The organism is Streptomyces sp. NPDC040610, from assembly GCF_055594065.1.
Map to the genome: position 1 here is coordinate 123811 of NZ_JBVIXA010000009.1, position 24764 is coordinate 148574.

At 73.4% G+C, this 24764-nt stretch carries 19 protein-coding genes; 11 read left to right on the plus strand and 8 right to left on the minus strand.

Going from position 1 to position 24764, the window contains the following annotated elements; all coding sequences use genetic code 11:
* Positions 1-40: 40 nt before the first annotated feature.
* Positions 41-766 (plus strand): DUF7019 family protein, encoded by a 726-nt coding sequence (locus ACZ6AA_RS28380; protein ID WP_471460705.1) that lies wholly within the window; start codon positions 41-43, stop codon positions 764-766.
* Positions 767-2890, plus strand: a complete 2124-nt coding sequence (locus ACZ6AA_RS28385; RefSeq protein WP_471460706.1) for a HEAT repeat domain-containing protein — start codon at positions 767-769, stop codon at positions 2888-2890. It begins immediately after the preceding gene.
* Positions 2891-3143: 253 nt separating this feature from the next.
* On the opposite strand, the gene ACZ6AA_RS28390 is transcribed toward ACZ6AA_RS28385, so the two are convergent.
* Entirely contained in the window at positions 3144-4634 is a 1491-nt protein-coding gene (locus ACZ6AA_RS28390; RefSeq protein WP_471460707.1) for an MFS transporter, read from the minus strand.
* Between the two features lie 131 nt (positions 4635-4765).
* On the opposite strand from ACZ6AA_RS28390, the gene ACZ6AA_RS28395 reads away from it, so the two are divergent.
* Positions 4766-5104, plus strand: a complete 339-nt coding sequence (locus tag ACZ6AA_RS28395) for an ArsR/SmtB family transcription factor (protein WP_468456036.1) — start codon at positions 4766-4768, stop codon at positions 5102-5104.
* Between the two features lie 114 nt (positions 5105-5218).
* Positions 5219-5611: a VOC family protein gene (locus tag ACZ6AA_RS28400; RefSeq protein WP_468456038.1), complete on the plus strand. Its 393-nt coding sequence runs from the start codon at positions 5219-5221 to the stop codon at positions 5609-5611.
* A gap of 51 nt (positions 5612-5662) precedes the next feature.
* On the opposite strand, the gene ACZ6AA_RS28405 is transcribed toward ACZ6AA_RS28400, so the two are convergent.
* The gene (locus ACZ6AA_RS28405) at positions 5663-6298 is read right to left on the minus strand and encodes a MerR family transcriptional regulator (protein ID WP_471460708.1); all 636 of its coding nucleotides are present in this window, start codon (positions 6296-6298) and stop codon (positions 5663-5665) included.
* A 91-nt stretch (positions 6299-6389) separates the two neighbouring features.
* On the opposite strand from ACZ6AA_RS28405, the gene ACZ6AA_RS28410 reads away from it, so the two are divergent.
* Positions 6390-6896, plus strand: coding sequence for an NAD(P)/FAD-dependent oxidoreductase (locus tag ACZ6AA_RS28410; RefSeq protein ID WP_471460709.1), 507 nt, complete (start codon positions 6390-6392; stop codon positions 6894-6896).
* Entirely contained in the window at positions 6893-7441 is a 549-nt protein-coding gene (locus ACZ6AA_RS28415; protein WP_471460710.1) for a hypothetical protein, read from the plus strand. Before ACZ6AA_RS28410 ends, ACZ6AA_RS28415 begins: the two co-directional genes overlap by 4 nt.
* Positions 7442-7515: 74 nt before the next feature.
* Here the strand turns inward: ACZ6AA_RS28415 and acnA are convergent, their stop codons facing one another.
* Positions 7516-10230, minus strand: a complete 2715-nt coding sequence (acnA, locus tag ACZ6AA_RS28420) for an aconitate hydratase AcnA (RefSeq protein ID WP_468456042.1) — start codon at positions 10228-10230, stop codon at positions 7516-7518.
* A gap of 162 nt (positions 10231-10392) precedes the next feature.
* Complete coding sequence (locus ACZ6AA_RS28425) at positions 10393-11445, minus strand: LacI family DNA-binding transcriptional regulator (protein WP_471460711.1); 1053 nt, start codon at positions 11443-11445, stop codon at positions 10393-10395.
* A 156-nt stretch (positions 11446-11601) separates the two neighbouring features.
* Between ACZ6AA_RS28425 and ACZ6AA_RS28430 the strand changes: the two genes are divergently transcribed.
* From ACZ6AA_RS28430 to ACZ6AA_RS28440, 3 genes are all read left to right on the plus strand, one after another.
* Complete coding sequence (locus ACZ6AA_RS28430; RefSeq protein ID WP_471460712.1) at positions 11602-13551, plus strand: amidohydrolase; 1950 nt, start codon at positions 11602-11604, stop codon at positions 13549-13551.
* A gap of 225 nt (positions 13552-13776) precedes the next feature.
* Entirely contained in the window at positions 13777-15306 is a 1530-nt protein-coding gene (locus tag ACZ6AA_RS28435; RefSeq protein WP_468456048.1) for a UDP-N-acetylglucosamine 1-carboxyvinyltransferase, read from the plus strand.
* A 68-nt stretch (positions 15307-15374) separates the two neighbouring features.
* The gene (locus tag ACZ6AA_RS28440; RefSeq protein ID WP_471460713.1) at positions 15375-16826 is read left to right on the plus strand and encodes a hypothetical protein; all 1452 of its coding nucleotides are present in this window, start codon (positions 15375-15377) and stop codon (positions 16824-16826) included.
* A 61-nt stretch (positions 16827-16887) separates the two neighbouring features.
* Here the strand turns inward: ACZ6AA_RS28440 and ACZ6AA_RS28445 are convergent, their stop codons facing one another.
* Entirely contained in the window at positions 16888-17286 is a 399-nt protein-coding gene (locus ACZ6AA_RS28445) for a RidA family protein (RefSeq protein ID WP_468456052.1), read from the minus strand.
* A complete protein-coding gene (locus tag ACZ6AA_RS28450) occupies positions 17283-18413 on the minus strand; it encodes an acyl-CoA dehydrogenase family protein (protein ID WP_468456054.1) in 1131 nt (376 codons plus the stop codon). Before ACZ6AA_RS28450 ends, ACZ6AA_RS28445 begins: the two co-directional genes overlap by 4 nt.
* 126 nt (positions 18414-18539) lie before the next feature.
* Between ACZ6AA_RS28450 and ACZ6AA_RS28455 the strand changes: the two genes are divergently transcribed.
* Both ACZ6AA_RS28455 and ACZ6AA_RS28460 read left to right on the plus strand, forming a co-directional pair.
* Positions 18540-20207, plus strand: a complete 1668-nt coding sequence (locus tag ACZ6AA_RS28455) for an AMP-binding protein (RefSeq protein ID WP_471460714.1) — start codon at positions 18540-18542, stop codon at positions 20205-20207.
* Positions 20208-20216: 9 nt separating this feature from the next.
* Positions 20217-21035: a PaaX family transcriptional regulator gene (locus ACZ6AA_RS28460; protein WP_468456058.1), complete on the plus strand. Its 819-nt coding sequence runs from the start codon at positions 20217-20219 to the stop codon at positions 21033-21035.
* A 222-nt stretch (positions 21036-21257) separates the two neighbouring features.
* Here ACZ6AA_RS28460 and ACZ6AA_RS28465 read toward each other — a convergent pair whose 3' ends face one another.
* The gene (locus ACZ6AA_RS28465; protein WP_471460790.1) at positions 21258-23606 is read right to left on the minus strand and encodes a bifunctional salicylyl-CoA 5-hydroxylase/oxidoreductase; all 2349 of its coding nucleotides are present in this window, start codon (positions 23604-23606) and stop codon (positions 21258-21260) included.
* Complete coding sequence (locus ACZ6AA_RS28470; protein WP_471460715.1) at positions 23603-24430, minus strand: enoyl-CoA hydratase family protein; 828 nt, start codon at positions 24428-24430, stop codon at positions 23603-23605. The genes ACZ6AA_RS28465 and ACZ6AA_RS28470 overlap by 4 nt, the downstream gene beginning before the upstream one ends.
* Positions 24431-24764: the final 334 nt, after the last annotated feature.

Here is a 24764-nt window from a genome sequence, read left to right on the forward strand (position 1 = left end):
CGGTCCACGACGTCAAAGGCGAGTCACTGGAGACACGCGTGTGGGAAGCTGCGGGCAAAAGGCCCTCCACACCGAGGACACCAACCGCGTGCGGTACTACGTCTATGTCTCCACCGCCAAGGTGGACATGCTGTACGAGCAGATCCCGCCCAAGCTGCTGCGGCGGCTCGCCGTCGAGGCCAAGGTCGATCTGAAGGTCGTGAGCGTGGCCGTGCAGTCACCGCGGGCCGAGACGAGTGCGTACGACCGGCTCGACCTCGTGGAGGCCTATCTGGAGCGGGAGTTCGACGTCGGCTGGATGTCGGAGCCCACGGCCTGGTTCCGGGGGGACCTGGGGCTGCGGATCGCGGGGTACGGCGACGCGAACCGTCCGACGCTGATGACGGGCCGCGACGGGGACACGATCGTCGCGCTCATCGGGTCGACGCACCATCTGATCGGCTATCAGGCGGCCCCCGACATGCACCGGGTCGGCTTCTCGGGGCTGCCGTCGATCTTCCGGCTGCTTCAGGACATGCCGCCCGAGTGGGAGGGCCAGTTCGATGTGCGCTGGCGAGGCCGGATGCCCGACCGGGGGCGCGTGGCGGACGACGTGCTCCGCGTCGCCGAGGCGTTGACCGTGCCGCCCGTGTACTGCGATTTCCTGGCGCGGCAGTTGATGCGCGGCACGGTGACGCGGGAGGACGGGCGGGAGCTGACGGTCGTCGTCGGGACCCCGCTGTACGTGGCGATGTCGGACCGGGTGCCCGCGGACGGGGAGGCCTGAGTGGAGCGGGCGTCGTCGCTCACCGATCTGGTGCGGTTGCGCCTGGACGGCGATGTCGCGGGACTGTGCCGGGCCACGCGGTCCGAGAACCACGACGTGTCCGTGGAGGCCACCGTCTTCCTGGGCCGGAGCACGGGTCCGCCCGAGGCCGTGGAGGCGCTGTTCGCCTGTCTGCGGCGGCGGGACGAGCCGTACCCCGGGCTGCGGTGGCAGGCCGCCATGGCCCTGGGGCGGCTGCGGGAGCGCCGGGCGGTTCCCGAGCTGCTGCGGCTGCTGTTCGAGGAGCGCAACGGCCGCGCGCAACTGGACCGGCCCGCATGCGCCGCCCTGGCCGCCATCGGCGGACCGGAGGCCGTCGGCGGACTCCTCGACGTGCTCGACCAGGTGGCGGCCGACGGGTACAGGTACACGGCTGTCCTCGTGCTCGACGCGCTGACCCGGCTGCGCCCGCCCGAGGCGGTGACCCCGCTCCTCGCCTCGCTCTGGCACTACCTGCCCGACCACGCGCTCCACGTGGTGCGGGCGCTCGGCGCGATCGGCGACCCGCGCGCGGCCTCCGCGCTCCTCGTCCTCGCGCACTCCCCCGCCTCGGGCACCCCTCTGCGCCGGGCCTCGGTCGCGGCGCTCCAGGCGCTGCCCGACGCGCCCTGGCCGTCCGCGCGCCGGTACCCGTCCGCCGAACAGCTCCTGCACGCCCCGCAACGCGACCCGGACCCCGAAACGGCCCGCCTCGCGACCGTCCTGCTCTCCCGGACCGAGGACGGCCGCGACCACCTGTGGGACGTGCTCCGCACAGCGGCACGCGACCCGCACCACCCCGACTGCCCGCCCCACGCCGTGGCCGCGGTCTGCGCCCGCGTGGCGGAACGGCCCGGCCTCTTCGACGTACCGGACCGGGGCGAGTACCACGCCCTGCTCCGGCACCACCTGCGCGAGTCGGCGGCGCCGGCCGTGCGCAGGGCCGCCGCCCGGGCCCTCGCCGCGTACGCGCGCACCGAGGCGAGCGAGGCCCTGCTGGAGGCGCTGGACGACGCGCCCATCAGCGACGACGTGGCGGACGTCGTCGCCCGTCTCCCCAAGCCGCCGCTCTGGGAACTCCTGGAACTGCTCACCGACAAGGATCGGACGGCGCCCCAACACCGCGGCGCGGCAAGGGCGTTGGGCGCCGCCGGGCACTCGGCGGCCGCGTCGGCGCTCCTGGCCGCCCTGGCGGACGACGCGGCCCCGGCGGTGGTGCGCGCCGCCGCCGCGGACGCGCTCGGCGCCCTACGGCCCCCGGAGGCCGCCGCGCCCCTCACCGCCCTCGCCGAGGACGAGGAGGAACCCGGCACGCTGCGCGCCCACGCCGTGCGGGCCCTCGGCCTGATCGGCGCGCCGCACACCCTGCCGGTCGTGCTGACCTGCGCGCGCTCGCCGCACGAGGCGGTGCGGGCGCGGGCCGTGGCGGCCCTGGGCGGGTTCCCCGTGGCGGAGGCGGCCCAGGCGCTCGGGGAGTTCGTCGCGTACAGCACCGGACGGCACCGAGCCGCACCTCCAGACAGCCCGCCCGACGTCACCCCCGCCGAACGTCCCGGCACCCCACCCGGCCCCACCCCCACCGAACCCCACACCACCGACCCCGACCTCGCCCGCACCGCCCTGCACGCCCTGCGCCGCATCGGCGCCCCCGCCCTGCCCGTCCTCATCGCGCTCGCCGACGGCGCGGACGACCTGGGCGAGGACCTGGCCGAGCGGCTCGTCGCGGCGCTCGCCGCCCGCCCCGAGGCCGAGGCGACGACCGTCCTGATCCGACTGGCCGCGTCGCCGGAACCGCCGTGGGGCGCCGGGTACGTCAAGGCGGGCGCGGGACGGCTCTCAAGGATGCGCCCGGCGCGGGAGGCCGCGTCCCTCGCGCTGACCGAGCGCGGCACAGCCGAGTGCCTCACGCCCCTGACCACGCTCCTCGACCCCGACGCGTGGTTCGGCGCCCAGGAGGCCGCCGTGCGCGCCCTGTTGGAGATCGGCACCGACGAGGCGCACGAGCACGTGCTGGCGTACTGCCGCAGGGCGACGCACTTCTACGACTGGCACGTCGAAGCGGTGAACGCCATAGCCGAGGCGCGGGGCATCCGGCTCGGGCCGTAGGACGAGACGCATCCCAACCGCCCCCACCAGAAAGGCGGTTCTGTAGCCGGAGGCACTGGTCGCCCCGGCGTCGACGAGGTGCCCGGTGAGCCACGGCGCCAGCAGACCGGGCAACGTACCCCGTCCCGGCGACGATGCCGAACACCGCACCCCGCCGCCTGTTCGTCTCCCCCGCGCTCGACCTGGTCGTCGCGCACTTCGCGTCCCAGGTCGCCTCACCGGCCGTGCCCCGAGCCCCCTCGTCCAGGCCTTTCTACAGATCGGCGCCCGACTCGGCGGCGCCGCGCCCGCCCATCAGCGCGAAGACGACAAGGCCAAGGACCAGGCAGATCGCCGCGAGCCCCCAGAGGACCAGATGGAACGCGGAGTCGTACGACCGTGACGCGGTGAGCGTCGTGAGCACCGAGCCGTACAGCGCCACCGCGACCGCCTCGCTGCCGAGCCGCAGCGTGTTGAGGAAGCCCGCCGCCATGCCCGCCTTCGCGGGGTCGACCAGGGCCAGGGCCTGGCCGTCGACGAGGCCCGCGGCGAGCGCCATGCCCGCGCCGGTGACGATCATCGGCAGGGCGACGACGGCGACGGACACATCGGGGCCGAAGACCGTGAGGGCGGCGTCGCCGACGACGAGGGCGGCGAGGCTGACGTAGATGATGGTGAGCGCGGAGACGCCACGGGCCACCAACTTGGCGGCGAGCAGCGGGAAGACGAGCATCGGCGCGGTGAGCAGGACCATGATCAGGCCCGCCGCCCCGGTGCCGCGGCCGGTCACCTCCGTCAGATAGGTCGGCAGGTACGTGAGCATCGTGACGAAGCCGAACGATCCGGCGACCGGGACCAGGCACAGCGCGAGGAAGCGGCGATTGCGCAGCAGGGCGAGGTCGAGGAGGGGGTGCGCGCGCCGCTTCTCGACGGAGGCGAAGACGGCGAGCGCCACGACCGCGCCCGCGAAGAGCCCGAGCACGCCCGCGCTCCCCCAACCCCACTGGGAACCCTGCACGATGGCCGTGGTGAGCAGCACCATGGCGACGACGAAGACCGCGCTGCCGGGCACGTCGATCCTCGCGCCGGTGCGGGGCGTCGGCGGCACCGCCCGCGCGATCACCGGCACCGCGAGCAGGACGACGGCGAGCGCCACGGCGTGCAGCGCGAACACCCAGCGCCAGCTCACCGTCTGCAGCAGCACCCCGGAGAGCGAGGGCCCGACCGCTATGCCCACGCCCGCCACGGTGCCGAACAGCGCGAACGCCTTGGCCCGCGCCGGACCCTCGTACACCGTCGACAGGATGGCGGCCCCGCACGAGAAGATCGCCGCGCCGCCGATGCCCGCGAGGGCGCGGGCCGCGTCCAGCAGGAGCACGCCGGAGGCGAGCGCGCTGGCGAGCGAGGCCACCGCGTAGACCGCCGCCCCGGCGGCGAACGCCCTGACCCGGCCGACGACGTCGGCGACCGAGCCCCAGACGAGGGTGAAGCAGGCGAAGGCCACGTTGAAGGCGTTCACCACCCACTGGAGCGGGGCGGCCCCGGCATGGGTGTCGGCGCCGATGCCGGGCAGGGCGACCGCCGTGCCGGAGATGGACATCGGGACGACGAAGACGGCGAGGAGGATCGCTGCGAGCGGCGCGATCGGGGGCTTCGGCGCGGCGGCCGCCGCCGGGTCCGGTGCGGGGCTGGCCCCGGGGTCCGGTGCGGGGTCCGCTGCGCTGGACGCGGGCAGCGTCGCCGCACTCTTCGACGATTCGGGCATGACGAGGGAACCCCCAGGGAGGAGACAGGCGGTGGAGCGACACGCTCAGGTTCGACTCGAATCGAACCTAGCCCGACCCTGACACGCATCCGAGGTACGATGCAAGTAGAACCTATGGGAGGAGCGTCGCCGTGCCGGACGAAGAAGGCCACCCGCTGCCCGCCGAGATGGACCTGCGCACGGTCCTGCACGCCCTCGCCGACCCGCTTCGCTTCGGCGTGATCGCCGCTTTCCTGCGCGAGCCCGACGGCACCGAACGCACCTGCGCGTCCTTCCAGTTGCCGGTGTCGAAGTCGACGACGTCGCACCACTTCAAGGTGATGCGTGAGGCGGGCCTGCTCCGCATGGTCGACCACGGCAACAGCCGCACGGCCGTCCTGCGCCGCGAGGACCTGGACGACCGCTTCCCCGGCCTGCTCGGCCTGGTGGGCGCCGAGCCCGCGCGGGACCGAGAGCCCGCACAGGACTGACCGCATCCGCTCGACAGCGCGCGCCCGGCCCGCTTAAGATCCACGCCAGCATCGCGTGCCGGTCACCGCCCGGGTGAGGCATGGAGGTGCGGGAGATGCCCACGGAGGCATTCCTTGGCAGTTCAGCTCAATCACACGATCGTCCACGCCCGTGACAACCGGGAGTCCGCCGAGTTCTTCGCGGAGTTGCTGGACCTCGACATCGCAGGCGAATGGGGCCCGTTCATCGCGGTGGCCCTGAGCAATGACGTCACGCTCGACTTCGCCACCATCCCCGCGGACAAGATCACCCCGCAGCACTACGCCTTCCTCGTCTCCGAGAAGGAGTTCGACGCGGCATACGCGAAGATCAAGGAGCGCGGCCTCGCCCACTGGGCCGACCCGCGCCAGAAGCAGCCGGGCGAGATCAACCACAACGACGGCGGGAAGGGCGTCTACTTCCTCGATCCGTCGGAGCACGCCATGGAGCTGATCACGGTGCCGTACGGCGGCCGGCCGCAGGCGTAGCCGCGAACCCCGGATCGCTGTCGGCCGTCACGCGGATCCCCCCTGAGCGGATCACTCGCGGTGACGCGCGCGGTAGGCGCGTTGCTGACAGGCGCGTGAGCAGTACGTCCGGGGCCGTCCGCGCGACGACCGTGTGACCGGCCCCCGGCAGCCGGGGCAGCGCACCGGACTTTCGTCACACGGAGGGCGGGCCCCCGCGTTTTCCTCACGCAGGGGCCCGCCCTCCGCCCCGCCGCGGGCCGTGCGGGCGGCGGTGACGAGGTCGGAGCCCGGGAAGCGCCCGCGCGGTGTGTGCGCGGACAGTTCGGCGTCCAGGACGGGGCAGCTGCCCGCGATGTCGTCGTCCGTGCAGCCCAGCGCGTGGCGGAGGTATCCCCGGGCCGCCTCCAACTGCGCGATCTGCCGCTCGACTTGCGCGAGCTGGGCGTCGACGGCGTGCTGCCAGGCGTCGCGCGTGGCCGTCCCGGAGGTGACGACGGCGGCCTGGTCCAGCGGCATCCGCCCGACCACACAGCACAGATAGGCGAGGCCGATGCGGCGCAGGTCGGTGTCGTCGTAGAGCCGCTTGCCGCCTTCACGGGCAGGCGGGTCGAGCACACCCTGCTGCTCCCACCACCGCACCGCGGACGGCGCGAGGCCGTACAGAGCCGCGGCTTCACCGATGAGGACCGCGTCCCGCTGCGTCATGAACCCAGTTGACATCAAGGCGACTTGAGAAGACAAGGTCTCACTCAGGTAAGCCTGAGCAGCCGCGTTCTCGCGGCAGAAGGGTCGGATCATGGCAGCAGACGAGCTTGCCCTCCAGGAGCGGGGTCGGGAGGCGCTCGTCCTGGAGCGGGGAGAGATCGGTCAGGCCTGGGCCCACGAACGCTGGGACAGCCTGCTCGTGGGCAGCGGGAACCAGTCGGTCCGGTTCCCCGGCCGGGAGTACGACGGCGACGACCCCTACGGCTGCCCCTCGGGCCCCGAACTGGCCCGCGCCCTGCGCCGATACGTGGCGGAACGGGGGCTGCGGGTGCGGCAGCACACGGCCGTGCGGAAGGTCGAGTGCCCGCCGGACGCCTCCGACCGCGACGACGTGCGGTTCAGGACCCACCTGGCCACCGGCGGTGTCATCGGATCCCGCAACCTCGTCGCGGCGGTGGGCGGTTACGCGGCTCCCCGCACCCCCGCCCTCGCCGCCGACGTCGACCCCGCCGTCCACCAGATCCACTCCCGCGACTACCGCAACCCCGGGGCCCTGCCGGACGGGGCCGGTCCTGCCCGGCCTGCGTCACCGCCGTGAACGACAGGACCGGCGACCTCAACGTCGGCGCCCTGGCCGCGAGGGGCGTCACCCTGGTCGGCTCCGTGCGCGCGGCGGACGGCGGCAGGCTCCTGCTCAAGGACAACGTGGTCGCCACTGCGGAGGGGTCCGCGCGGTCGTTCCGGCGGACCGTCGACCTGATCGACACCGTGCTCCGGGAACGCGGCTTCGCGGCACCGGAGGAGAACCCCGCCCCGGCGATGCCCATGGACGGCGTGACCGACTTCGGCGAGACCCTCGACCTGGCGCGGCACAGCATCACCGGCATCGTCTGGTGCACCGGATTCGGCCCGGACTACGGCATCCTGCCGCGCCACGTCCTCGACGCGAACGGCGCTCCCCTCCAGCGGAAGGGCCTCCTCGGCGCGCTCCCCGGCCTCTACTACGCCGGGCTCCCCGACGGGGACTCGCTCGCCTCCGTGGGCATCGCGGCGAACGTGCGCAACGGCCGGTTCATCGCCCGCCTGATCCACGTCGACCACGTGATGCGCTCCGGCGCACCGGTGCCCCTCGTCACCGCGTAGGGACACACGCGAAAGGGCCGTACCCCCCGGACGACGCCCGGGAGGTACGGCCCTCGACTGCCCGCCTCGGCCGCTTACTTGCGGATGAGGCTGCGCAGCACGTACTGCATGATGCCGCCGTTGCGGTAGTAGTCCGCCTCGCCGGGGGTGTCGATGCGGACGACCGCGTCGAACTCCACGCCGGTGTCGGTGGTGACCTTGACCGTGCGCGGGGTGGTGCCGTTGTTCAGCTCCTCGACGCCGGTGAAGGAGAAGGTCTCCTCGCCGGTGAGGCCCAGGGAGTCGGCGGACTGGCCCTCCGGGAACTGGAGCGGCAGCACGCCCATGCCGATGAGGTTCGAGCGGTGGATGCGCTCGTACGACTCGGTGATGACGGCCTTGACGCCGAGGAGCGCGGTGCCCTTGGCGGCCCAGTCGCGGGACGAGCCGGAGCCGTACTCCTTGCCGCCCAGGATGACCAGCGGGGTGCCCTGCTCGATGTAGTTGCGCGAGGCGTCGTAGATGAAGGAGACGGGGGCGTCTTCCTTCGTGAAGTCGCGGGTGTAGCCGCCCTCGGTGCCCGGCGCGAGCTGGTTGCGCAGGCGGATGTTGGCGAACGTGCCGCGGATCATGACCTCGTGGTTGCCGCGGCGCGAGCCGTAGCTGTTGAAGTCACGGCGCTGCACGCCGTGCTCCGTGAGGTACTGACCGGCCGGGGTGTCGGCCTTGATGGCACCGGCCGGGGAGATGTGGTCGGTGGTGACCGAGTCGCCCAGCTTGGCGAGGACGCGGGCGCCGGAGATGTCCTTGACCGGGGCCGGGTCCATCTGCATGCCCTCGAAGTACGGGGGCTTGCGGACGTAGGTGGACTCGGTGTCCCACTCGAAGGTGTTGCCGGTCGGGATCGACAGCGCCTGCCACTGGGCGTCGCCCGCGAACACGTCGGAGTAGGACTTGTTGAACATGTCCTCGCCGATGGAGTTGGCGACGACGTCGTTGACCTCGGCCTCGGTCGGCCAGATGTCGGCGAGGAAGACGGGCTTGCCGTCCTGGTCCGTGCCGAGCGCGTCCTTGGTGATGTCCACCTTCATCGAACCCGCGATGGCGTACGCGACGACCAGCGGCGGCGACGCCAGGTAGTTCATCTTGACGTCGGGGTTGATGCGGCCCTCGAAGTTCCGGTTGCCGGAGAGGACGGACGTCACGGCCAGGTCGTGGTCGTTGACGGCCTTCGAGACCTCCTCGGGCAGCGGGCCCGAGTTGCCGATGCAGGTGGTGCAGCCGTAGCCGACGAGGTTGAAGCCGACCTTGTCCAGGTACGGGGTGAGGCCCGCCTTGTCGAAGTAGTCGGTGACGACCTTCGAGCCCGGGGCGAGGGTGGTCTTGACCCAGGGCTTGCGGGTCAGGCCCTTCTCGACGGCCTTCTTCGCGACGAGCGCGGCGGCGACCATCACGTACGGGTTCGAGGTGTTGGTGCAGGAGGTGATGGCCGCGACCGTCACCGCACCGTGGTCGATCTCGTACGTCGAGCCGTCGGGGGCCGTGACCGTGGTCGGGTTCGACGGAACGCCGTTGGTGGTGGCCGGGGCGTCGGAGGCCGGGAAGGACTCCTCGCCCGCCTCGTCGGCGGTGTCGACGTAGTTGCGCACGTCGAGGGCGAACTGCTGCGCGGCGTTGGCGAGGACGATGCGGTCCTGCGGACGCTTCGGACCGGCGATCGACGGGACGACCGTGGAGAGGTCCAGCTCCAGCTTCTCGGAGAAGTCCGGCTCGGCGGCCGGGTCGAGCCAGAGGCCCTGCTCCTTGGCGTACGCCTCGACGAGCGCGACCTGCTGCTCGTCGCGGCCGGTCAGGCGCAGGTACTTCAGCGTCTCGTCGTCGATCGGGAAGATCGCGGCGGTGGAGCCGAACTCGGGCGACATGTTGCCGATGGTGGCACGGTTGGCGAGGCTCGTGGCCGCCACGCCCTCGCCGTAGAACTCGACGAACTTGCCGACGACGCCGTGCTTGCGCAGCATCTCGGTGATCGTGAGCACCAGGTCGGTGGCGGTGGTGCCGGCGGGCAGCTCGCCGGTCAGCTTGAAGCCGACGACGCGCGGGATGAGCATCGAGACCGGCTGGCCGAGCATCGCGGCCTCGGCCTCGATGCCGCCGACGCCCCAGCCGAGGACGCCCAGGCCGTTGACCATCGTGGTGTGCGAGTCGGTGCCGACCAGGGTGTCGGGGTAGGCCTGGCCGCCCCGGACCATGACCGTACGCGCCAGCTTCTCGATGTTGACCTGGTGGACGATGCCGGTGCCCGGCGGGACGACCTTGAACTCGTCGAACGCGGTCTGGCCCCAGCGCAGGAACTGGTAGCGCTCCTTGTTGCGGCCGTACTCCAGCTCGACGTTCTGGCCGAAGGCGTCGGCGGTGCCGAACTTGTCGGCGATGACGGAGTGGTCGATGACCAGCTCGGCCGGGGCCAGCGGGTTGATCTGGGCCGGGTCGCCGCCCAGCTCCTTCACGGCCTCACGCATCGTGGCGAGGTCCACGACACACGGCACGCCGGTGAAGTCCTGCATGATCACGCGGGCCGGCGTGAACTGGATCTCCTGGCTCGGCTGCGCCTGGGAGTCCCAGGAGCCGAGCGCGCGGATGTGGTCGGCGGTGATGTTCGCGCCGTCCTCGGTGCGGAGCAGGTTCTCCAGGAGAACCTTCAGGCTGTAGGGAAGGCGTGCGGAGCCCTCGACCTTGTCCAGCTTGAAGATCTCGTACGACTCGTCGCCCACGCGCAGCGTGGCGCGGGCGTCGAAGCTGTTCGCCGACACGACAGTCTCCTTCATATATGTGCGCAGTCCACCGCATCCTGCCGTCACAACTTCTCGCCGATCAGCTAAGGTAAGGCTTAGTTAGGTAACCCTTACCGTCAGCGGCGGCGAAGGCGTGCGGCTGCGGCGCGCCTCGGCAGATATCTCGATGTCGAGATAACTCTAGTACATCAGCCGCCGTGACGACGAGGCGCGCCCCGCTGTCCCGTCACAGCGGCCGTCCGGCATGCCCCGGGACGAGGCCCGCGCGTGCAGTGCCGCCGGGACCACGGTCGGGCCGGGGGTCGGTGGCTGGGCGCCCTCGATCAGGGCGACCAGGTGGGCCACGGCCGCGCGGGCCATGAGTTCGGGTTTCAGGCTCACCGTGCTGACGGGCGGTGCGGTCTGCGCGTAGCCGGGGTCCTCGCTGGCGCACACGAGCAGCAGGTCGTCGGGGATCCGCAGGCCGTGGCGGCGGGCGGCCGCGAGGAGCTGACGGCCGCCCGGGTCGTACGCGGCGTACACGGCGTCGGCGCGGTCGGGACCGGTGAGCAGTGCGTCGAAGGCCCGGCCCTCGGCGTCGGCCACGTCGAACCGCACGGCGCGCGCCGGGACGCCGCGCTCCGCGCACCACTCCTCGTACGTCTCCGTCACCACGCGCGCGTACGTCTCGGCGCCGCTGCCCGACTGCAGGGCGATGCGGCGGGCGCCCGCGTCCGTGAGGTGGTCGAGGACCTCGCGGGTGGTGGCGATGTGGTCGTTGTCGATCCAGTGGTCGCCCTCGCGCACGTCGCCGGGGACACCGTCGAAGACGACCGGGATGCCACGGGCACGCAGCGCCCGCGCCATCGGGTCGCCGGGCGGGCTGTCCGCGATGAGCATGCCGTCGACGGCGAGCGTGTGCCAGGCCGCGTCGGCGAGGCGGTCGGCGGGCAGCGTGGTGAGGGCGTAGCCGTGCGCGTGGGCGGCGGCGGTGGCCGCGGTGACGGCACGTGAGAAGTAGGCGATCTCGGCGTAGTTCCAGGGGCCGGGGAACGTGGTGACGGCGATGCCGAGGGTGCGGGTGCGCGGGCCCGTGCGCGGAGCGCCGTAGCCGAGGGCGGTCGCGGTCGCGCGGACGCGGCGCCGGGTCGCCTCGGACAGACGGCCCGTTCCGTTCAGCGCGTGCGAGACGGTCGCGGTCGACACCTCGGCGGCGCGCGCGATGTCGGCGAGAGTCGGTCCGCTGTCCGGCACGCGGCCATCGTACGGAGAGGGCCCGGGGCCGGAGGAGGTGCACGGGCCTCGCGGCGGCGCGCGTGCGGATTTCGTTGTGCGGGGTGGGTTCTGGTTAACGGGTTACTCACGCAGCGTGCGGTCACTGCCCAGTCGACGTATCGCCTTGGAGTGGCCATGCCTGCCGAGTCCGCGCCTGCCGAGTCCGCGCCTGCCGAGTCCGCCGAGTCGTCCGCACCGCCCGCGCCGAAGGCGCCGTCCTCGACCGTCGCGCGCCGCAGCCTGCTCGCCGCCGCCGGTGCCGTCGGCGCCGCCGGGCTCGTCGGGGCGACCGGCGCCCCCGCCGTCGCCTCGCCCGCGCGCCGCCCCCGCCGCGGCGCCGCGCTCGTCGTGCACAACGCCCGCGTGTTCACCGGCGTGCGCGGCTCCGGGCCCGCGCGGGCGGTCGCCGTCGGGCGGGACGGGCGGATCCTCGCCGTCGGGTCGGACGCGGAGGTGCGGCGGTTCGCCGGGCGGGACACCGAGGTCGTCGACGGGCGCGGCGGCAGCCTGCTCAGCGGGATCCACGACGGGCACGCCCATCCGACGGACGCGGCCGCGCGCTCGCTCCGGCCCTCGCTCGACGGGGCCGAGCAGACCGTGGAGGAGCTGCGGAAGACCCTCACCGGATTTCTGAAGGAGACATCCGGCGAGGGCGCGGGCGGCGAGCCCGACGGTTGGCTCGTCGTGGAGGACTGGAACCCCGTGGGGCTCCTTCCGCGCGGCACCGCCCCGCACCACTCCATGCTCGACGCCCTGCCCACCCGCCGCCCCCTCGCCCTGCGCGGCGCCGACGGCCACAACATGTGGGTCAATCAGCGCGCGCTGGACATCGCGAAGATCACCGCCGCTACGCCGGACCCCGTCGGCGGGAAGATCGTGAAGGGGGCCGACGGCAAGCCGACGGGCGTGCTCAAGGACGACGCGCAGCTCCTGGTGTCCCGGCACATCCCCGAGCCCGACGAGGCGGCGCTCGTGGCCGCGGCCGCGAAGGTGTTCGCCGAGGCGGCGGCGTCGGGGATCACCACGTTCATGGAGGCGGTGACGGGCGAGGACGAGCTGGCCCTGTACCGGGCGCTCGCCGCCGCGGGCAAGCTGCCCCAGCGGGTCGTGCCCGCCCTGCGGCTCACCTCCGAGCAGGCCAAGGACCCGCGCGCCTCCGTCGCGTACGCGAAGAAGCTGCGCGACGACTTCGACGGTGTGCGCGGGCTCCGGTTCGGGACCGTCAAGGTGTTCCTCGACGGCGTCATCGAGTACCCGGCGCAGACCGCCGCGCTCCTCAAGCCGTATCTGGACAAAGACGGCAAGCCCACCGATCACCGGGGCGACCTGTATGTGTCGGCCGCCGACCTCGGACGGCTCACCGCCGCCCTCAACGCCGAGGGCTGGCAGCTGCACGCGCACGCCATCGGCGACCGGGCCGTGCGCACCGCCCTCGACGGCTACGCGTACGCCCTGCGCCGCACCGGCCGCCGTGACGTCCGCAACACCATCGCGCACCTCCAGCTCGTCGACCCGGCGGATCTGCCCCGGTTCGCCGAACTCGGCGTCGTCGCCTGTATGCAGCTGCAATGGGCGACACGGAACGCCTGGACGGTGGACGCGCTGCTCCCCTACCTCGGCGCGGCGCGGCACCGCTGGCTGTACCCGGCGCGCGGTCTGCAGTCGCACGGCGCGCGGCTCTCGGGTGGCTCCGACTGGCCGGTCGACCCGCTCCAGGTGTGGAACCAGGTCCGCACCGCCGTCGACCGGCGCGGCACGGATGCCGAGGGAGAGGGCGACCTCTACCGCGCCAAGGAGGGCATCAGCCGTACGTCGTCGCTGCTCACGCACACCCTCGGCAGCGCGCGGCAGCTCCGTATGGCGCATCTCACCGGGACCGTCGAGTGCGGCAAGCAGGCGGATCTGGCGCTGCTCGACCGTGATGTGACGCGGTGTCCGGTGGCCGAGATCAGCGGCGTCGAGGTGCGTCTCACGCTGAGCGGAGGCACAGTGGTGCACGACGGCGAGTCGCCGTCGGGGCGCGCGGCCGCCGCCCGGGTGACGCGGGCGGCGGGCCGGCCCCGGGTGTCGTGCGGCTGCGGTTGAGCGCGGTGACCTGCGGTTGCGGGTGACGGCCGGTGGCTTCGGCCGGGCGGTCGTCGGTCGCGGCGGGTGCCGGGTCGGGCCGCTGGTGCGGCCCGGCTCAACTCCCGGGCGCCGGGCGGCTCCCGCGGGCGCGGGCGGGGCCGTGCGCCCCGTCCGGAACCGGTCACTCCACCAATGGCCCACCCCAACGCGTACGCCATCTCATATCTGAGATAGCCTGCACCCATGGCAGACGACTACCTCGTACGCATCGGCAAGCTCATTCGTGACGCCCGGCAGCACCGTGGCTGGACTCAGGCGCAGTTGGCCGAGGCGCTCAACACCAGTCAGAGCGCCGTGAACCGCATCGAGCGCGGCAACCAGAACATCAGCCTTGAGATGATCGCCCGTATCGGCGAGGCGCTCGACAGCGAGATCGTCTCGCTCGGCTACGCCGGTCCGATGCATCTGCGGGTCGTCGGCGGCCGTCGCCTCTCGGGCTCCATCGACGTCAAGACGAGCAAGAACGCCTGTGTCGCCCTGCTGTGCGCGTCGCTGCTGAACAAGGGCCGCACGGTGCTGCGCCGCGTCGCCCGCATCGAGGAGGTCTACCGCCTCCTCGAAGTCCTCAACTCCATCGGTGTGCGCACCCGTTGGATCAACGACGGCGTCGATCTGGAGATCGTGCCGCCCGCGAAGCTCGACATGGACGCCATCGACGCGGAGGCCGCCCGCCGCACCCGCTCGATCATCATGTTCCTGGGCCCGCTCCTGCACCGCATGGACCACTTCAAGCTGCCCTACGCGGGCGGCTGCGACCTGGGCACCCGCACGATCGAGCCACACATGATCGCGCTGCGCCGCTTCGGCCTGGACATCGCCGCGACCGAGGGTCTCTACCACGCGGAGGTCGCCCGCGACGTCACGCCCGACCGCCCGATCGTCCTGACCGAGCGCGGCGACACGGTGACGGAGAACGCGCTGCTCGCCGCCGCCCGCAGCGACGGCACGACGGTCATCCGCAACGCCTCCTCCAACTACATGGTCCAGGACCTGTGCTTCTTCCTGGAGGCGCTCGGCGTCAAGGTCGAGGGCATCGGCACGACGACGCTGACCGTGCACGGCGTCCCCACCATCGACGTCGACGTGGACTACTCCCCGTCCGAGGACCCGGTCGAGGCGATGAGCCTGCTGGCCGCGGCCGTCGTCACCGAGTCCGAACTGACCGTCAAGCGGGTGCCGATCGAGTTCCTGGAGATCGAGCTCGCGGTCCTGGAGGAGATGGGCCTCGACCACGACCGCTCGCCGGAGTACCCGGCGGACAACGGCCGCACCCGCCTCATCGACCTCACCGTGCGCCCCTCCAAGCTGGAGGCGCCCATCGACAAGATCCACCCGATGCCCTTCCCCGGGCTCAACATCGACAACGTCCCCTTCTTCGCGGCCATCGCGGCGGCGGCCCAGGGCAAGACCCTCATCCACGACTGGGTCTACGACAACCGCGCGATCTACCTCACCGACCTCAACCGCCTCGGCGGCCGCCTCCAGCTCCTCGACCCGCACCGCGTCCTCGTCGAGGGCCCGACGCGCTGGCGCGCCGCCGAGATGATGTGCCCGCCCGCGCTGCGGCCCGCCGTGGTGGTGCTGCTCGCGATGATGGCGGCCGAGGGCACGTCGGTGCTCCGCAATGTGTACGTGATCAACCGCGGGTACGAGGACCTGGCGGAGCGGCTGAACTCGGTCGGCGCGCAGATCGAGACGTTCCGGGACATCTGAGGCGTCCGGGCCGGTAGTTGCCGGTCGGCGCTGGAGTCCGGGCGGGTCCCGGTGTGAAGGTGTGCCCCATGCCTTCTGCCGCCGTGACCCGCCCGTTCGCCGTCTGTGCCGCGCTCGCCCTGCTCGTGGGGTGCGGCGGATCCGGTGGCGACGGGTCGGGCACGTCCGACCGGGACGCGTCCGCTTCGCGCGCCCCGGACGTCGTACCGACCGAGAGCCGCGCGCCCGCGCCCGGGCGGGGCTCCGGCGACCCGGACGACATCAACGGCGACGGTCACCGCGACCTGCTCATGCAGGTGTCGGGGCCCGACCCGAGAAGCCGCGGCGGCGCGGCCTCCCACATCGCCGTGGTCTTCGGCACCGGGCGCGGTCCCGACCCGACGATCCGCAGCGTGTACTCGTCGCGCGAGCTCGGGCTGCCCGCCGTCGAGCCCCCGGCGACCGGGGCGGTGCTCCCGGAGACGACCGCCGACCTGGACGACGACGGCTTCCCCGACTTCCTCAGCACCGGCGGCGAGGAGATCCCCGAAGCGGAGCGTGGCCCCACCGGATCGACGCAGCGCCGGGTCGAGTACGTGACGTGGGGCGGCCCGGACGGACCCCGGCGCGCCACGACGGCGACCCGGCTCCGGCTGCCCGCGCAGGACGCGGCGGAGGGCTACTCGGAGACGGTGCGCGGCGACTTCGACGGCGACGGGCGCCACGACCTGGCGGGGCTGCGGGCGGACGGCACGGCCGTGGTGCTGCTGTTCGGCCCGTTCACGCGCGCGGGCACGGCGGCGCGCACGGAGCGGCGGCCCCTGGCCCGGTCGGGCCCGACGTCGTACGGCACGCTCCACGCGGACGAGCTGCCCGCCACGGGCAAGCCGCGCGTCACCGGCGTGTTCGTGCACTACGGCAACGACGGCGAGCAGTCCGCGGGCGAGTACTTCGCCGCCCGCCCCGGCGGCGGCCTCGCCACCACCAGCCGTACCGTGCGCAAGGGGAACGGTCACGCGTTCGGCGACTTCGACGGCGACGGCACCCGTGACCTCGCCGTCGGCGACGACGGCGGCCGCAACGACGAGCCCGGCGCCTCGAAGGAGCCGGCCGACGTCCACGGCAGCTACGCCGTCTACCCGGGCGGCGACGGCGCCGTACGCACCTACCTGCCGCCCGAGGGCGCCCGCCAGGGCTCGTTCACGGCCGTCGACCCCGACGGCGACGGCCGCGACACGCTCCTGCGCGGCGATCCCCACACCCCGGTCCTCATCGACGGCGACCGCCGCGTCGGACTACTGACCCGCAGGCCCCCCGCCCGCGTCGACGGCACCCGCATCCCCGCCGCCAACGGCTCGAAGCACATACACGCCGCCACCGACTTCGACGGCGACGGCAAGGACGAGGTGGTCCTCTCCTGGACGTCGACGAAGCTGTACGACGCCTACGGCGCGACGCCGACGCACTGGTGGGTCACGGACGGCGTGAGCACGAAGGACGACGCGGCTTTCTCCTCGCGGAAGTTCGCCCGGCGGGGGTGAGGTCCGGGTCGGCGGCTCCGCTGCGGGCAGGGGCTTGGGCTGCGCCGGGAACGCACAGGGGCTACGGCAACACCGCAAAGCCGTCCAGCTCGACCATGCACTCGTCGTCCCACAGGCGTACCGCGCCGATCACCGCCATCGCGGGGTAGTCGCGGCCCGCCAACTTCTTCCAGATGCGGCCCAGTTCGGGGGCCTGGGCCCGGTAGTCGGCGACGTCGGTGGCGTAGACCGTGACGCGGGCCAGGTCGGCTGGGGTGCCGCCTGCGGCTCGCAGGGCCGCCAGGAGATTGGTGAGGGCCTTCTCGAACTGCTCGGGGAGGGTGGTGCCGGTGACCTTGCCTTCGGTGTCGAGGGCCGTCTGGCCCGCGAGGAAGACGAGGCGGCTGCCGGTGGCCACGACGGCGTGGCTGAATCCGGTGGGCGGGGAGAGGTCGGCGGGGTTCAGGCGTTCCATGCTCATGCGGACGGGGTCTCCTTTCCGTACAACTCCTTGGCGATGACGGCCCGTTGGACCTCGCTGGCGCCCTCGTAGATGCGCGGGGCCCGCACCTCCCGGTACAGGTGCTCCAGAAGGTGCCCGTGGCGCAGGGCGCGGGCGCCGTGCAGCTGGACGGCGGTGTCGACGACGAACTGGGCGGTCTCCGTGGCGAACAGCTTCGCCATCGCCGCGCGCCCCGCGATGTCCGGCTCGTCGCGGTCGTACGCCGCCGCGGCCGCGTACACGAGAAGCCGCGCCGCCTCCGTGCGCGTCGCCATCTCGGCCACCTGGTGGGACACCGCCTGCAGGTCCTTCAGCTTGCCGCCGAACGCGTCCCGCGCCGCGGTGTGCGCGAGCGTCGCGTCCAGGGCGGCCTGGGCCATGCCGACGGCGAAGGCGCCGACGCTGGGGCGGAAGCGGTTGAGGGTGGTCATGGCGACGCGGAAGCCGCGGTCGCGCTCGCCGAGGGCGTCGTCGGCGCCGACGCGGACGCCGTCGAAGGAGAGCGTGCCGATGGGGTGCGGCGAGAGCATCGCGAGGGGGGTGCCGGTCAAGCCCTCGCGGTCGGCGGGGACGAGGAAGGCGGTGACGCCGCGGGCGCCGGCGTCCGGGGTCGTGCGGGCGAAGACGGTGTAGAAGTCGGCCTCGGGCGCGTTCGAGATCCAGGACTTCTCGCCGGTCAGGCGCCAGGCGCCGGAGCCGTCGGGCTCGGCGGCCAGGGCGAGGGCGGCCGCGTCGGAGCCCGCGCCGGGCTCGGAGAGGGCGAAGGCGGCGACGGCGCGGCCCGCGCGCACCGGCGGCAGCCAGCGCTCGCGCTGCGCCGGGGAGCCGTGGGCGTGCACGGGGTGGGCGCCGAGGCCCTGCAGGGCGAGGGCGGTCTCGGCCTCCGTGCAGCCGCGGGCGAGGGACTCGCGCAGCAGGCACAGGTCGAGGGCGCCGGAGTCGAACAGGGCGTCCAGGAGCCCCAGTTCGCCCAGCTCCTGGACCAGGGGGCGGTTCACCCGGCCCGGCTCCCCCTTGTCGGCGAGGGGGAGCAGCCGCTCGGCGGTCAGCTCCCGCAGCCGTTCGCACCGGGCGATCTCTTCCGGATTGAGCGAGAATACGGTCATCCCGGTCCTCTCCCCTCGCGCGCCGCTCCATCGCGTTTATCGCGCACCGTTGACTGTCGTCACCATCACGATACGCTCGTCTGGCTGGCGCACCACTACGCCCGACCGGCAAAGGGGCGAGGCACCATGGAGACATCCGGCCACGTCGACACTTTCGCGCGGGAGCACCTCCCGCCCCGCGAGCAGTGGCCCGCGCTGGTCCGCGACCGGCCCGAGCTGCACTATCCGGACCGCCTCAACTGCGGCACGGAACTGCTCGACCGCTCGGCCGAGCGGCACGGCACGGACCGCCCCGCGTTCCGCACGGCCGACGGCGCCGTCTGGACGTACGGACGGCTCCAGGAGCAGGTCGACCGGATCGCGCACGTCCTCACCGACGAGCTCGGCGTGGTCCCCGGCAACCGCGTGCTGCTGCGCGGCGCCACCACGCCGTGGCTCGCCGCGTGCTGGCTCGCGGTGATGAAGGCGGGCGGGGTCGCGGTGACCGTCCTCGCCCAGCAGCGCACCCAGGAGCTGGCCACGATCTGCGAGATCGCGCAGGTCACGCACGCCCTGTGCGACATCCGCGCGGTCGACGACCTGACGAAGGCCGGGGTGCCCGGCCTCGCCGTCACGACGTACGGCGGCGAGGGCCCCGACGACCTCGTCGCCCGCGCGGCGGCCCGCCCCGGGGCCGTGTACGAGGCCGTGGACACCGCCGCCGACGACGTGGCCCTGATCGCCTTCACCTCGGGCACCACGGGGCGCCCCAAGGGCTGTATGCACTTCCACCGGGACGTGCTCGCCATCGCGGACACCTTCGCGCGCCACGTCCTCAAGGCCCGCCCCGACGACGTGTTCGCGGGCAGCCCCCCGCTGGGCTTCACCTTCGGCCTCGGCGGCCTGGTCGTCTTCCCGCTGCGCGTCGGCGCCTCGTCCCTGCTCCTCGAACAGGCGGGCCCGCGCCAACTCCTGCCCGCGATCGCGGAACACGGGGTGAGCGTGCTGTTCACGGCGCCGACGGCGTACCGGGCGATGCTGGACGAACTGGCCGCGCCCCCGCCGGACGACGGACCGGAGCCACCCCCGGGGGACACTGCCTCCCCCGCCGCCCTCGCCTCCCTGCGCCGCTGCGTGTCCGCGGGCGAGAACCTGCCGGCCGCGACCTGGCAGGCCTGGTACGAGCGCACGGGCCTACGCATCATCAACGGCATAGGCGCGACGGAACTCCTGCACATCTTCATCTCCGCCGCCGACGAGGCGATCCGCCCCGGCACCACCGGGCTGCCCGTGCCCGGGTGGCACGCGCGCGTGGTCGACGAGGCGGGCGTGCCCGTGCCGGACGGCGAGCCGGGGCTCCTCGCGGTGCGCGGCCCGGTCGGCTGCCGCTATCTGGCCGACCCCCGGCAGCGGGAGTACGTACGCCACGGCTGGAACGTCACCGGCGACACCTACATCCGCGACAGCGACGGCTACTTCCGGTACGTCGCGCGCGCGGACGACATGATCATTTCGGCCGGGTTCAACATCGCGGGCCCCGAGGTCGAGGAGGCGCTGCTGCGCCACCCGGACGTGGTGGAGACCGCGGTCGTGGGCCGGCCCGACGAGCGGCGCGGGCAGGTGGTCGTGGCGTACGTGGTGCTGCGTGCGGGGGCGGTGGCGGACGCGGAGCGGCTGCGGGAGTTCGTGAAGGCGGAGCTGGTGCCCTACAAGTGCCCCCGGGAGCTGGTGTTCCTGGAGACCCTGCCGCGTACGGCGACCGGGAAGCTCCAGCGCTTCCGGCTCCGCGAGCCCGGGCCCGCGCCCGGGGCCTAGAGTGATCACGTGTCCGAGCAGCACACTCCCAGGTCCCTGATCGTCACGTTCTACGGGGCGCACGGCCGGGCCGCGCCCGGCCCCGTGGCCGTGGCCGAACTGGTCCGGCTCCTCGCGCCCGTGGGCGTGGACGCGCCGTCCGTGCGCTCCTCCGTGTCCCGCCTGAAACGGCGCGGGCTGCTGGTGGCCGCGCGCACGGACGCCGGGGGCGCGGGGTACGCGCTCTCCGCCGACGCGCGGCAGCTTCTGGAGGACGGGGACCGCCGCATCTACTGGCCGTGGGCCGAGCGGCGTGCGGAGCACGGGGGCTGGGTGCTCGCCGTGTTCTCCGTGCCCGAGGCCGAGCGCAACAAGCGGCACGTGCTGCGTTCGCGGCTCGCGGGGCTCGGCTTCGGCAGTGCCGCGCCCGGGGTGTGGATCGCCCCCGCCCACCTCCACGAGGAGACCCGGCACACCCTCGAACGCCTCCATCTCGCCCCGTACGTCGACCTGTTCCGTGGTGAGCACCTCGGCTTCACGCCGACCGTGGAGGCCGTGGGGCGGTGGTGGGATCTGACCGCGCTCGCCAAGCAGCACGAAGCGTTCCTCGATCGTCACGAACCCGTCCTGCGTGCCTGGCAGGCCCGCGCGGACACGCCCCCCGAGCAGGCCTACCGCGACCACCTCCTCGCCCTCGACTCCTGGCGCCACCTCCCCTACGCCGACCCCGGCCTCCCCCCGCACCTCCTCCCGGCCGACTGGCCCGGCACGCGCTCCGCAGAAGTCTTCCGCGCCCTGGACGACCGCCTCGGGGAGGCGGGGCGGGGGTTCGTGGCGGGGGTGGGCTGAGGGGCGGGGCGCCTTGCCGGGGGCTCCCCGATCCCGCCCCTTCCCGAACCCGGGGGCTGCGCCCCCGGACCCCCCCCGCTTGTCGCCGCTCCGCGGCTCGTCCTCAAACGCCGGACGGGCTGGAAAATCCAGCCCCTCCGGCGTTTGAGGAGCGGGGTCTGGGGCGGAGCCCCAGGATCGGGAAGGGGTGGGGTTGGGGAGCCCCCGGCAAGGCCCCCGCCCTCAACCCCCCAGCGACAACCGCGGCTTCGGGGCGTCCGTGCGGCCCGTCTGGGGGCGGCGGCTGCCCGCGCGGTAGGGGGTGGGCCAGGGGGCGCCGGGGCCGGAGTAGTTCTGTTCGGCGGCGGCGTGGAGGGTCCAGTGGGGGTCGTAGAGGTGGGGGCGGGCCAGGGCGCAGAGGTCGGTGCGGCCGGCGAGGAGGAGGGAGTTGACGTCGTCCCAGGAGGAGATGGCGCCGACGGCGACGACGGGGATGCCGGTTTCGTTGCGGATGCGGTCGGCGAAGGGCGTCTGGTAGGAGCGGCCGTAGGCGGGGCGTTCGTCGGAGACGACCTGGCCGGTGGAGACATCGATGGCGTCGGCGCCGTGGGCGGCGAAGGCGCGGGCCACGACGACGGCGTCGTCGGCGGTGTTGCCGCCGTCGGCCCAGTCGGTGGCGGAGATGCGGACGGTCATGGGCCGGTCGGCGGGCCACACGTCGCGTACGGCGTCGAAGACTTCGAGGGGGAAGCGGAGCCGGGCTTCGAGGGAGCCGCCGTAGGCGTCGGTGCGGTGGTTGGTGAGGGGGGAGAGGAAGCTGGAGAGCAGATAGCCGTGGGCGCAGTGGAGTTCGAGGAGGTCGAAGCCGGCGGTGGCGGCGCGCCGGGCGGCGGCGACGAACTCCTCGCGGACGGCGGGCAGTTCGGCTGCGGACAGGGCGTGCGGGGTCTGGTTCGCGGGGGTGTACGGGAGGGCGGAGGGAGCGACGAGCGGCCAGTTGCCGGCCGGCAGGGGCTCGTCGATGCCGTCCCACATCAGCTTCGTGGACCCCTTGCGGCCGGAGTGCCCGAGCTGGACGCCGAGCGCGGTGCCGGGCGCCTGCGCGTGGGCGAAGTCGACGATCCGGGCCCAGGCGGCGGCCTGTTCGTCGGTGTAGAGCCCGGCGCAGCCCGGCGTGATGCGGCCCCGTTCGCTCACGCACACCATCTCGGTCATGACGAGGCCCGCCCCGCCGAGCGCCCGCGCGCCGAGGTGGACGAGGTGGAAGTCGCCGGGCACGCCGTCTTCGGCGGAGTACATGTCCATGGGGGACACGACGACGCGGTTGCGGAGCTCCAGGTCGCGCAGGCGGAAGGGCGTGAACATGGGCGGCGTGCCGGGCGGGCAGCCGAAGTCCCGCTCGACGGCCTCCGTGAAGCGGGCGTCGCGCAGCCGCAGGTTGTCGTGCGTGACGCGGCGGCTGCGGGTGAGCAGGTTGAACGCGAACTGCCGCGGTGGCTGGCCGAGATACGTCGGCAGTTCCTCGAACCACTGCAGGCTGGCGCGGGCGGCGCGCTGCGTGGACTCGACGACCGGGCGGCGCTCGGCCTCGTACGCGGCGAGGGCGGCGGGGATGTCGGGCTGCTCCTGGAGGTTCGCGGCGAGCGCGAGGGCGTCCTCGACGGCGAGCTTGGTACCGGAGCCGATCGAGAAGTGCGCGGTGTGGGCGGCGTCGCCGAGCAGGACGGTGTTGCCGTGCGACCAGTGGGCGTTGACGACGGTGCGGAAGGTGAGCCAGGAGGAGTTGTTGGAGCGCAGGGGGCGGCCGCCGAGCGCGTCGGCGAAGAGCTTGGCGCAGCGTTCGACGGACGCGGCGGCGTCGAGGTCGGCGAACCCCGCGGCCTCCCACACCTCTTCGCGCATCTCGACGATGACGGTGGACGCGCCGGGGCTCGTGGCCGTCGCGGCCTCGTAGGGGTAGCCGTGCAGCTGCATCACGCCGTGCTCGGTCTCGGCGATCTCGAAGCGGAACGCGTCGAAGGCGAAGTCGGCGGCGAGCCAGATGTAGCGGCAGCGGTGGCTGGTGAGGGTGGGGCGGAAGGCCTCGGGGTGCGCCTCGCGGGTGAGGCTGTGCACACCGTCCGCGGCGATCACCAGGTCGTACGCGGTGGCGAGTTCGGCGGCGGGCGGGGCTTCCGTACGGAAGCGGAGGTCCACGCCGAGGTCGCGGCACCGCTCGTGCAGGACCGCGAGCAGGGAGCGCCGCCCGAGCGCGGCGAAGCCGTGGCCGCCGGAGGTGTGGCGGGTGTCGCCGCGCACGATGTCGATGTCGTCCCAGCGGACGAACTCCGCCTGCAGCGCCGCGTACACGACCGGGTCGGCGTGCTCGATGCCGCCGAGGGTCTCGTCGGACAGCACGACACCGAAGCCGAAGGTGTCGTCCGGCGCGTTCCGCTCCCAGACGGTGACCTCCCGGTCCGGGTCGAGTCGCTTGAGCAGGGCGGCGGCGTAGAGGCCGCCGGGGCCGCCGCCGATGACGGCGATCCGGTGGGCCTCACCGGCCGCTGGTACGGGGTGCCGGACGGGCTCTTCCTCCGAGCCCGGCGCCGTCATCGGCCCTGCCACTTCGGCGTCCGCTTCTCCGTGAACGCCGCGTGGAACTCGGCGTAGTCCTCGCCGTTCATCAGCAGCGCCTGCGTCGCCGCGTCCATCTCGACGGCGGCCGCGAGCGGCATGTCCAGCTCCGCGGTGAGCAGGGCCTTCGTCTGGGCGTACGCGAGGGCGGGGCCCTCGGCCAGGCGGCGGGCCAGGGCCGCGGCCGCCTCCGCGGCCCTGCCCTCGTCCGTCAGTTCGCTGATGAGGCCGATGCGCTCGGCCTCGGGGGCGCGCACGGGCTCCCCCAGCATCAGCAGCCGCGTGGCGTGGCCGAGGCCGACGACGCGCGGCAGCAGGTAGGCCGCGCCCATGTCGCCGCCGGAGAGCCCCACCTTGGTGAACAGGAACGCGAACCGCGCCGACGGGTCGGCGACCCGGAAGTCCGCGGCGAGCGCGAGCACCGCGCCCGCGCCCGCGGCCACCCCGTGGACCGCGGCGACCACGGGGAACGGGCATTCGCGCAGGGCCCGCACGACCTGGCCCGTCATGCGGTTGAAGTCGAGGAGCTGCGCGGTGTCCATGGCGAGCGTCGCGCCGATGATCTCGTCCACGTCGCCGCCGGAGCAGAAGCCGCGGCCCTCTCCGCCGAGGACGAGGGCCCGCACGGACCGCTCCCGGGACAGCTCGGCGAGCAGGTCGCGCAGGTCGGCGTAGGCGCCGAAGGTGAGGGCGTTGAGCTTCTCGGGGCGGGCGAGCGTGACGGTGGCGACGCCGTCGTCGACGGTGAGGCGCAGATGCTCCCACTCGGGCGTGCGGGCGGTGGAACCGGTGAAGGGACTCATGAGGTGCGGCCTCCTCGGTCGGGGGCGGCGGGGGCCGGTGCGCGGGCCTTGGCCGGGGCGGGGTCGGACGCGCCGGGGCGCGGTCTCGCTCCCTCTCGAAGTTATCACTCGTCCCTGACTGTCGTCACGAGTACGCGATACGAGGGGTGGGGCACGCACGTCCGGAGCACTTCGGGGCCACCCGCCCGACCTCAGGGGCACCCTTCCCCTGCCCCCGGGGGGCCGTCGCCCCCGGCCGCAGAGGCGTAAGTCCCGCAATGTCCTGGCATCGGGCCGCAAACCGGCCGACGGTCGCCCCTGTCTCCACTCGGCTTAGGATTCGTACGGTTGACAG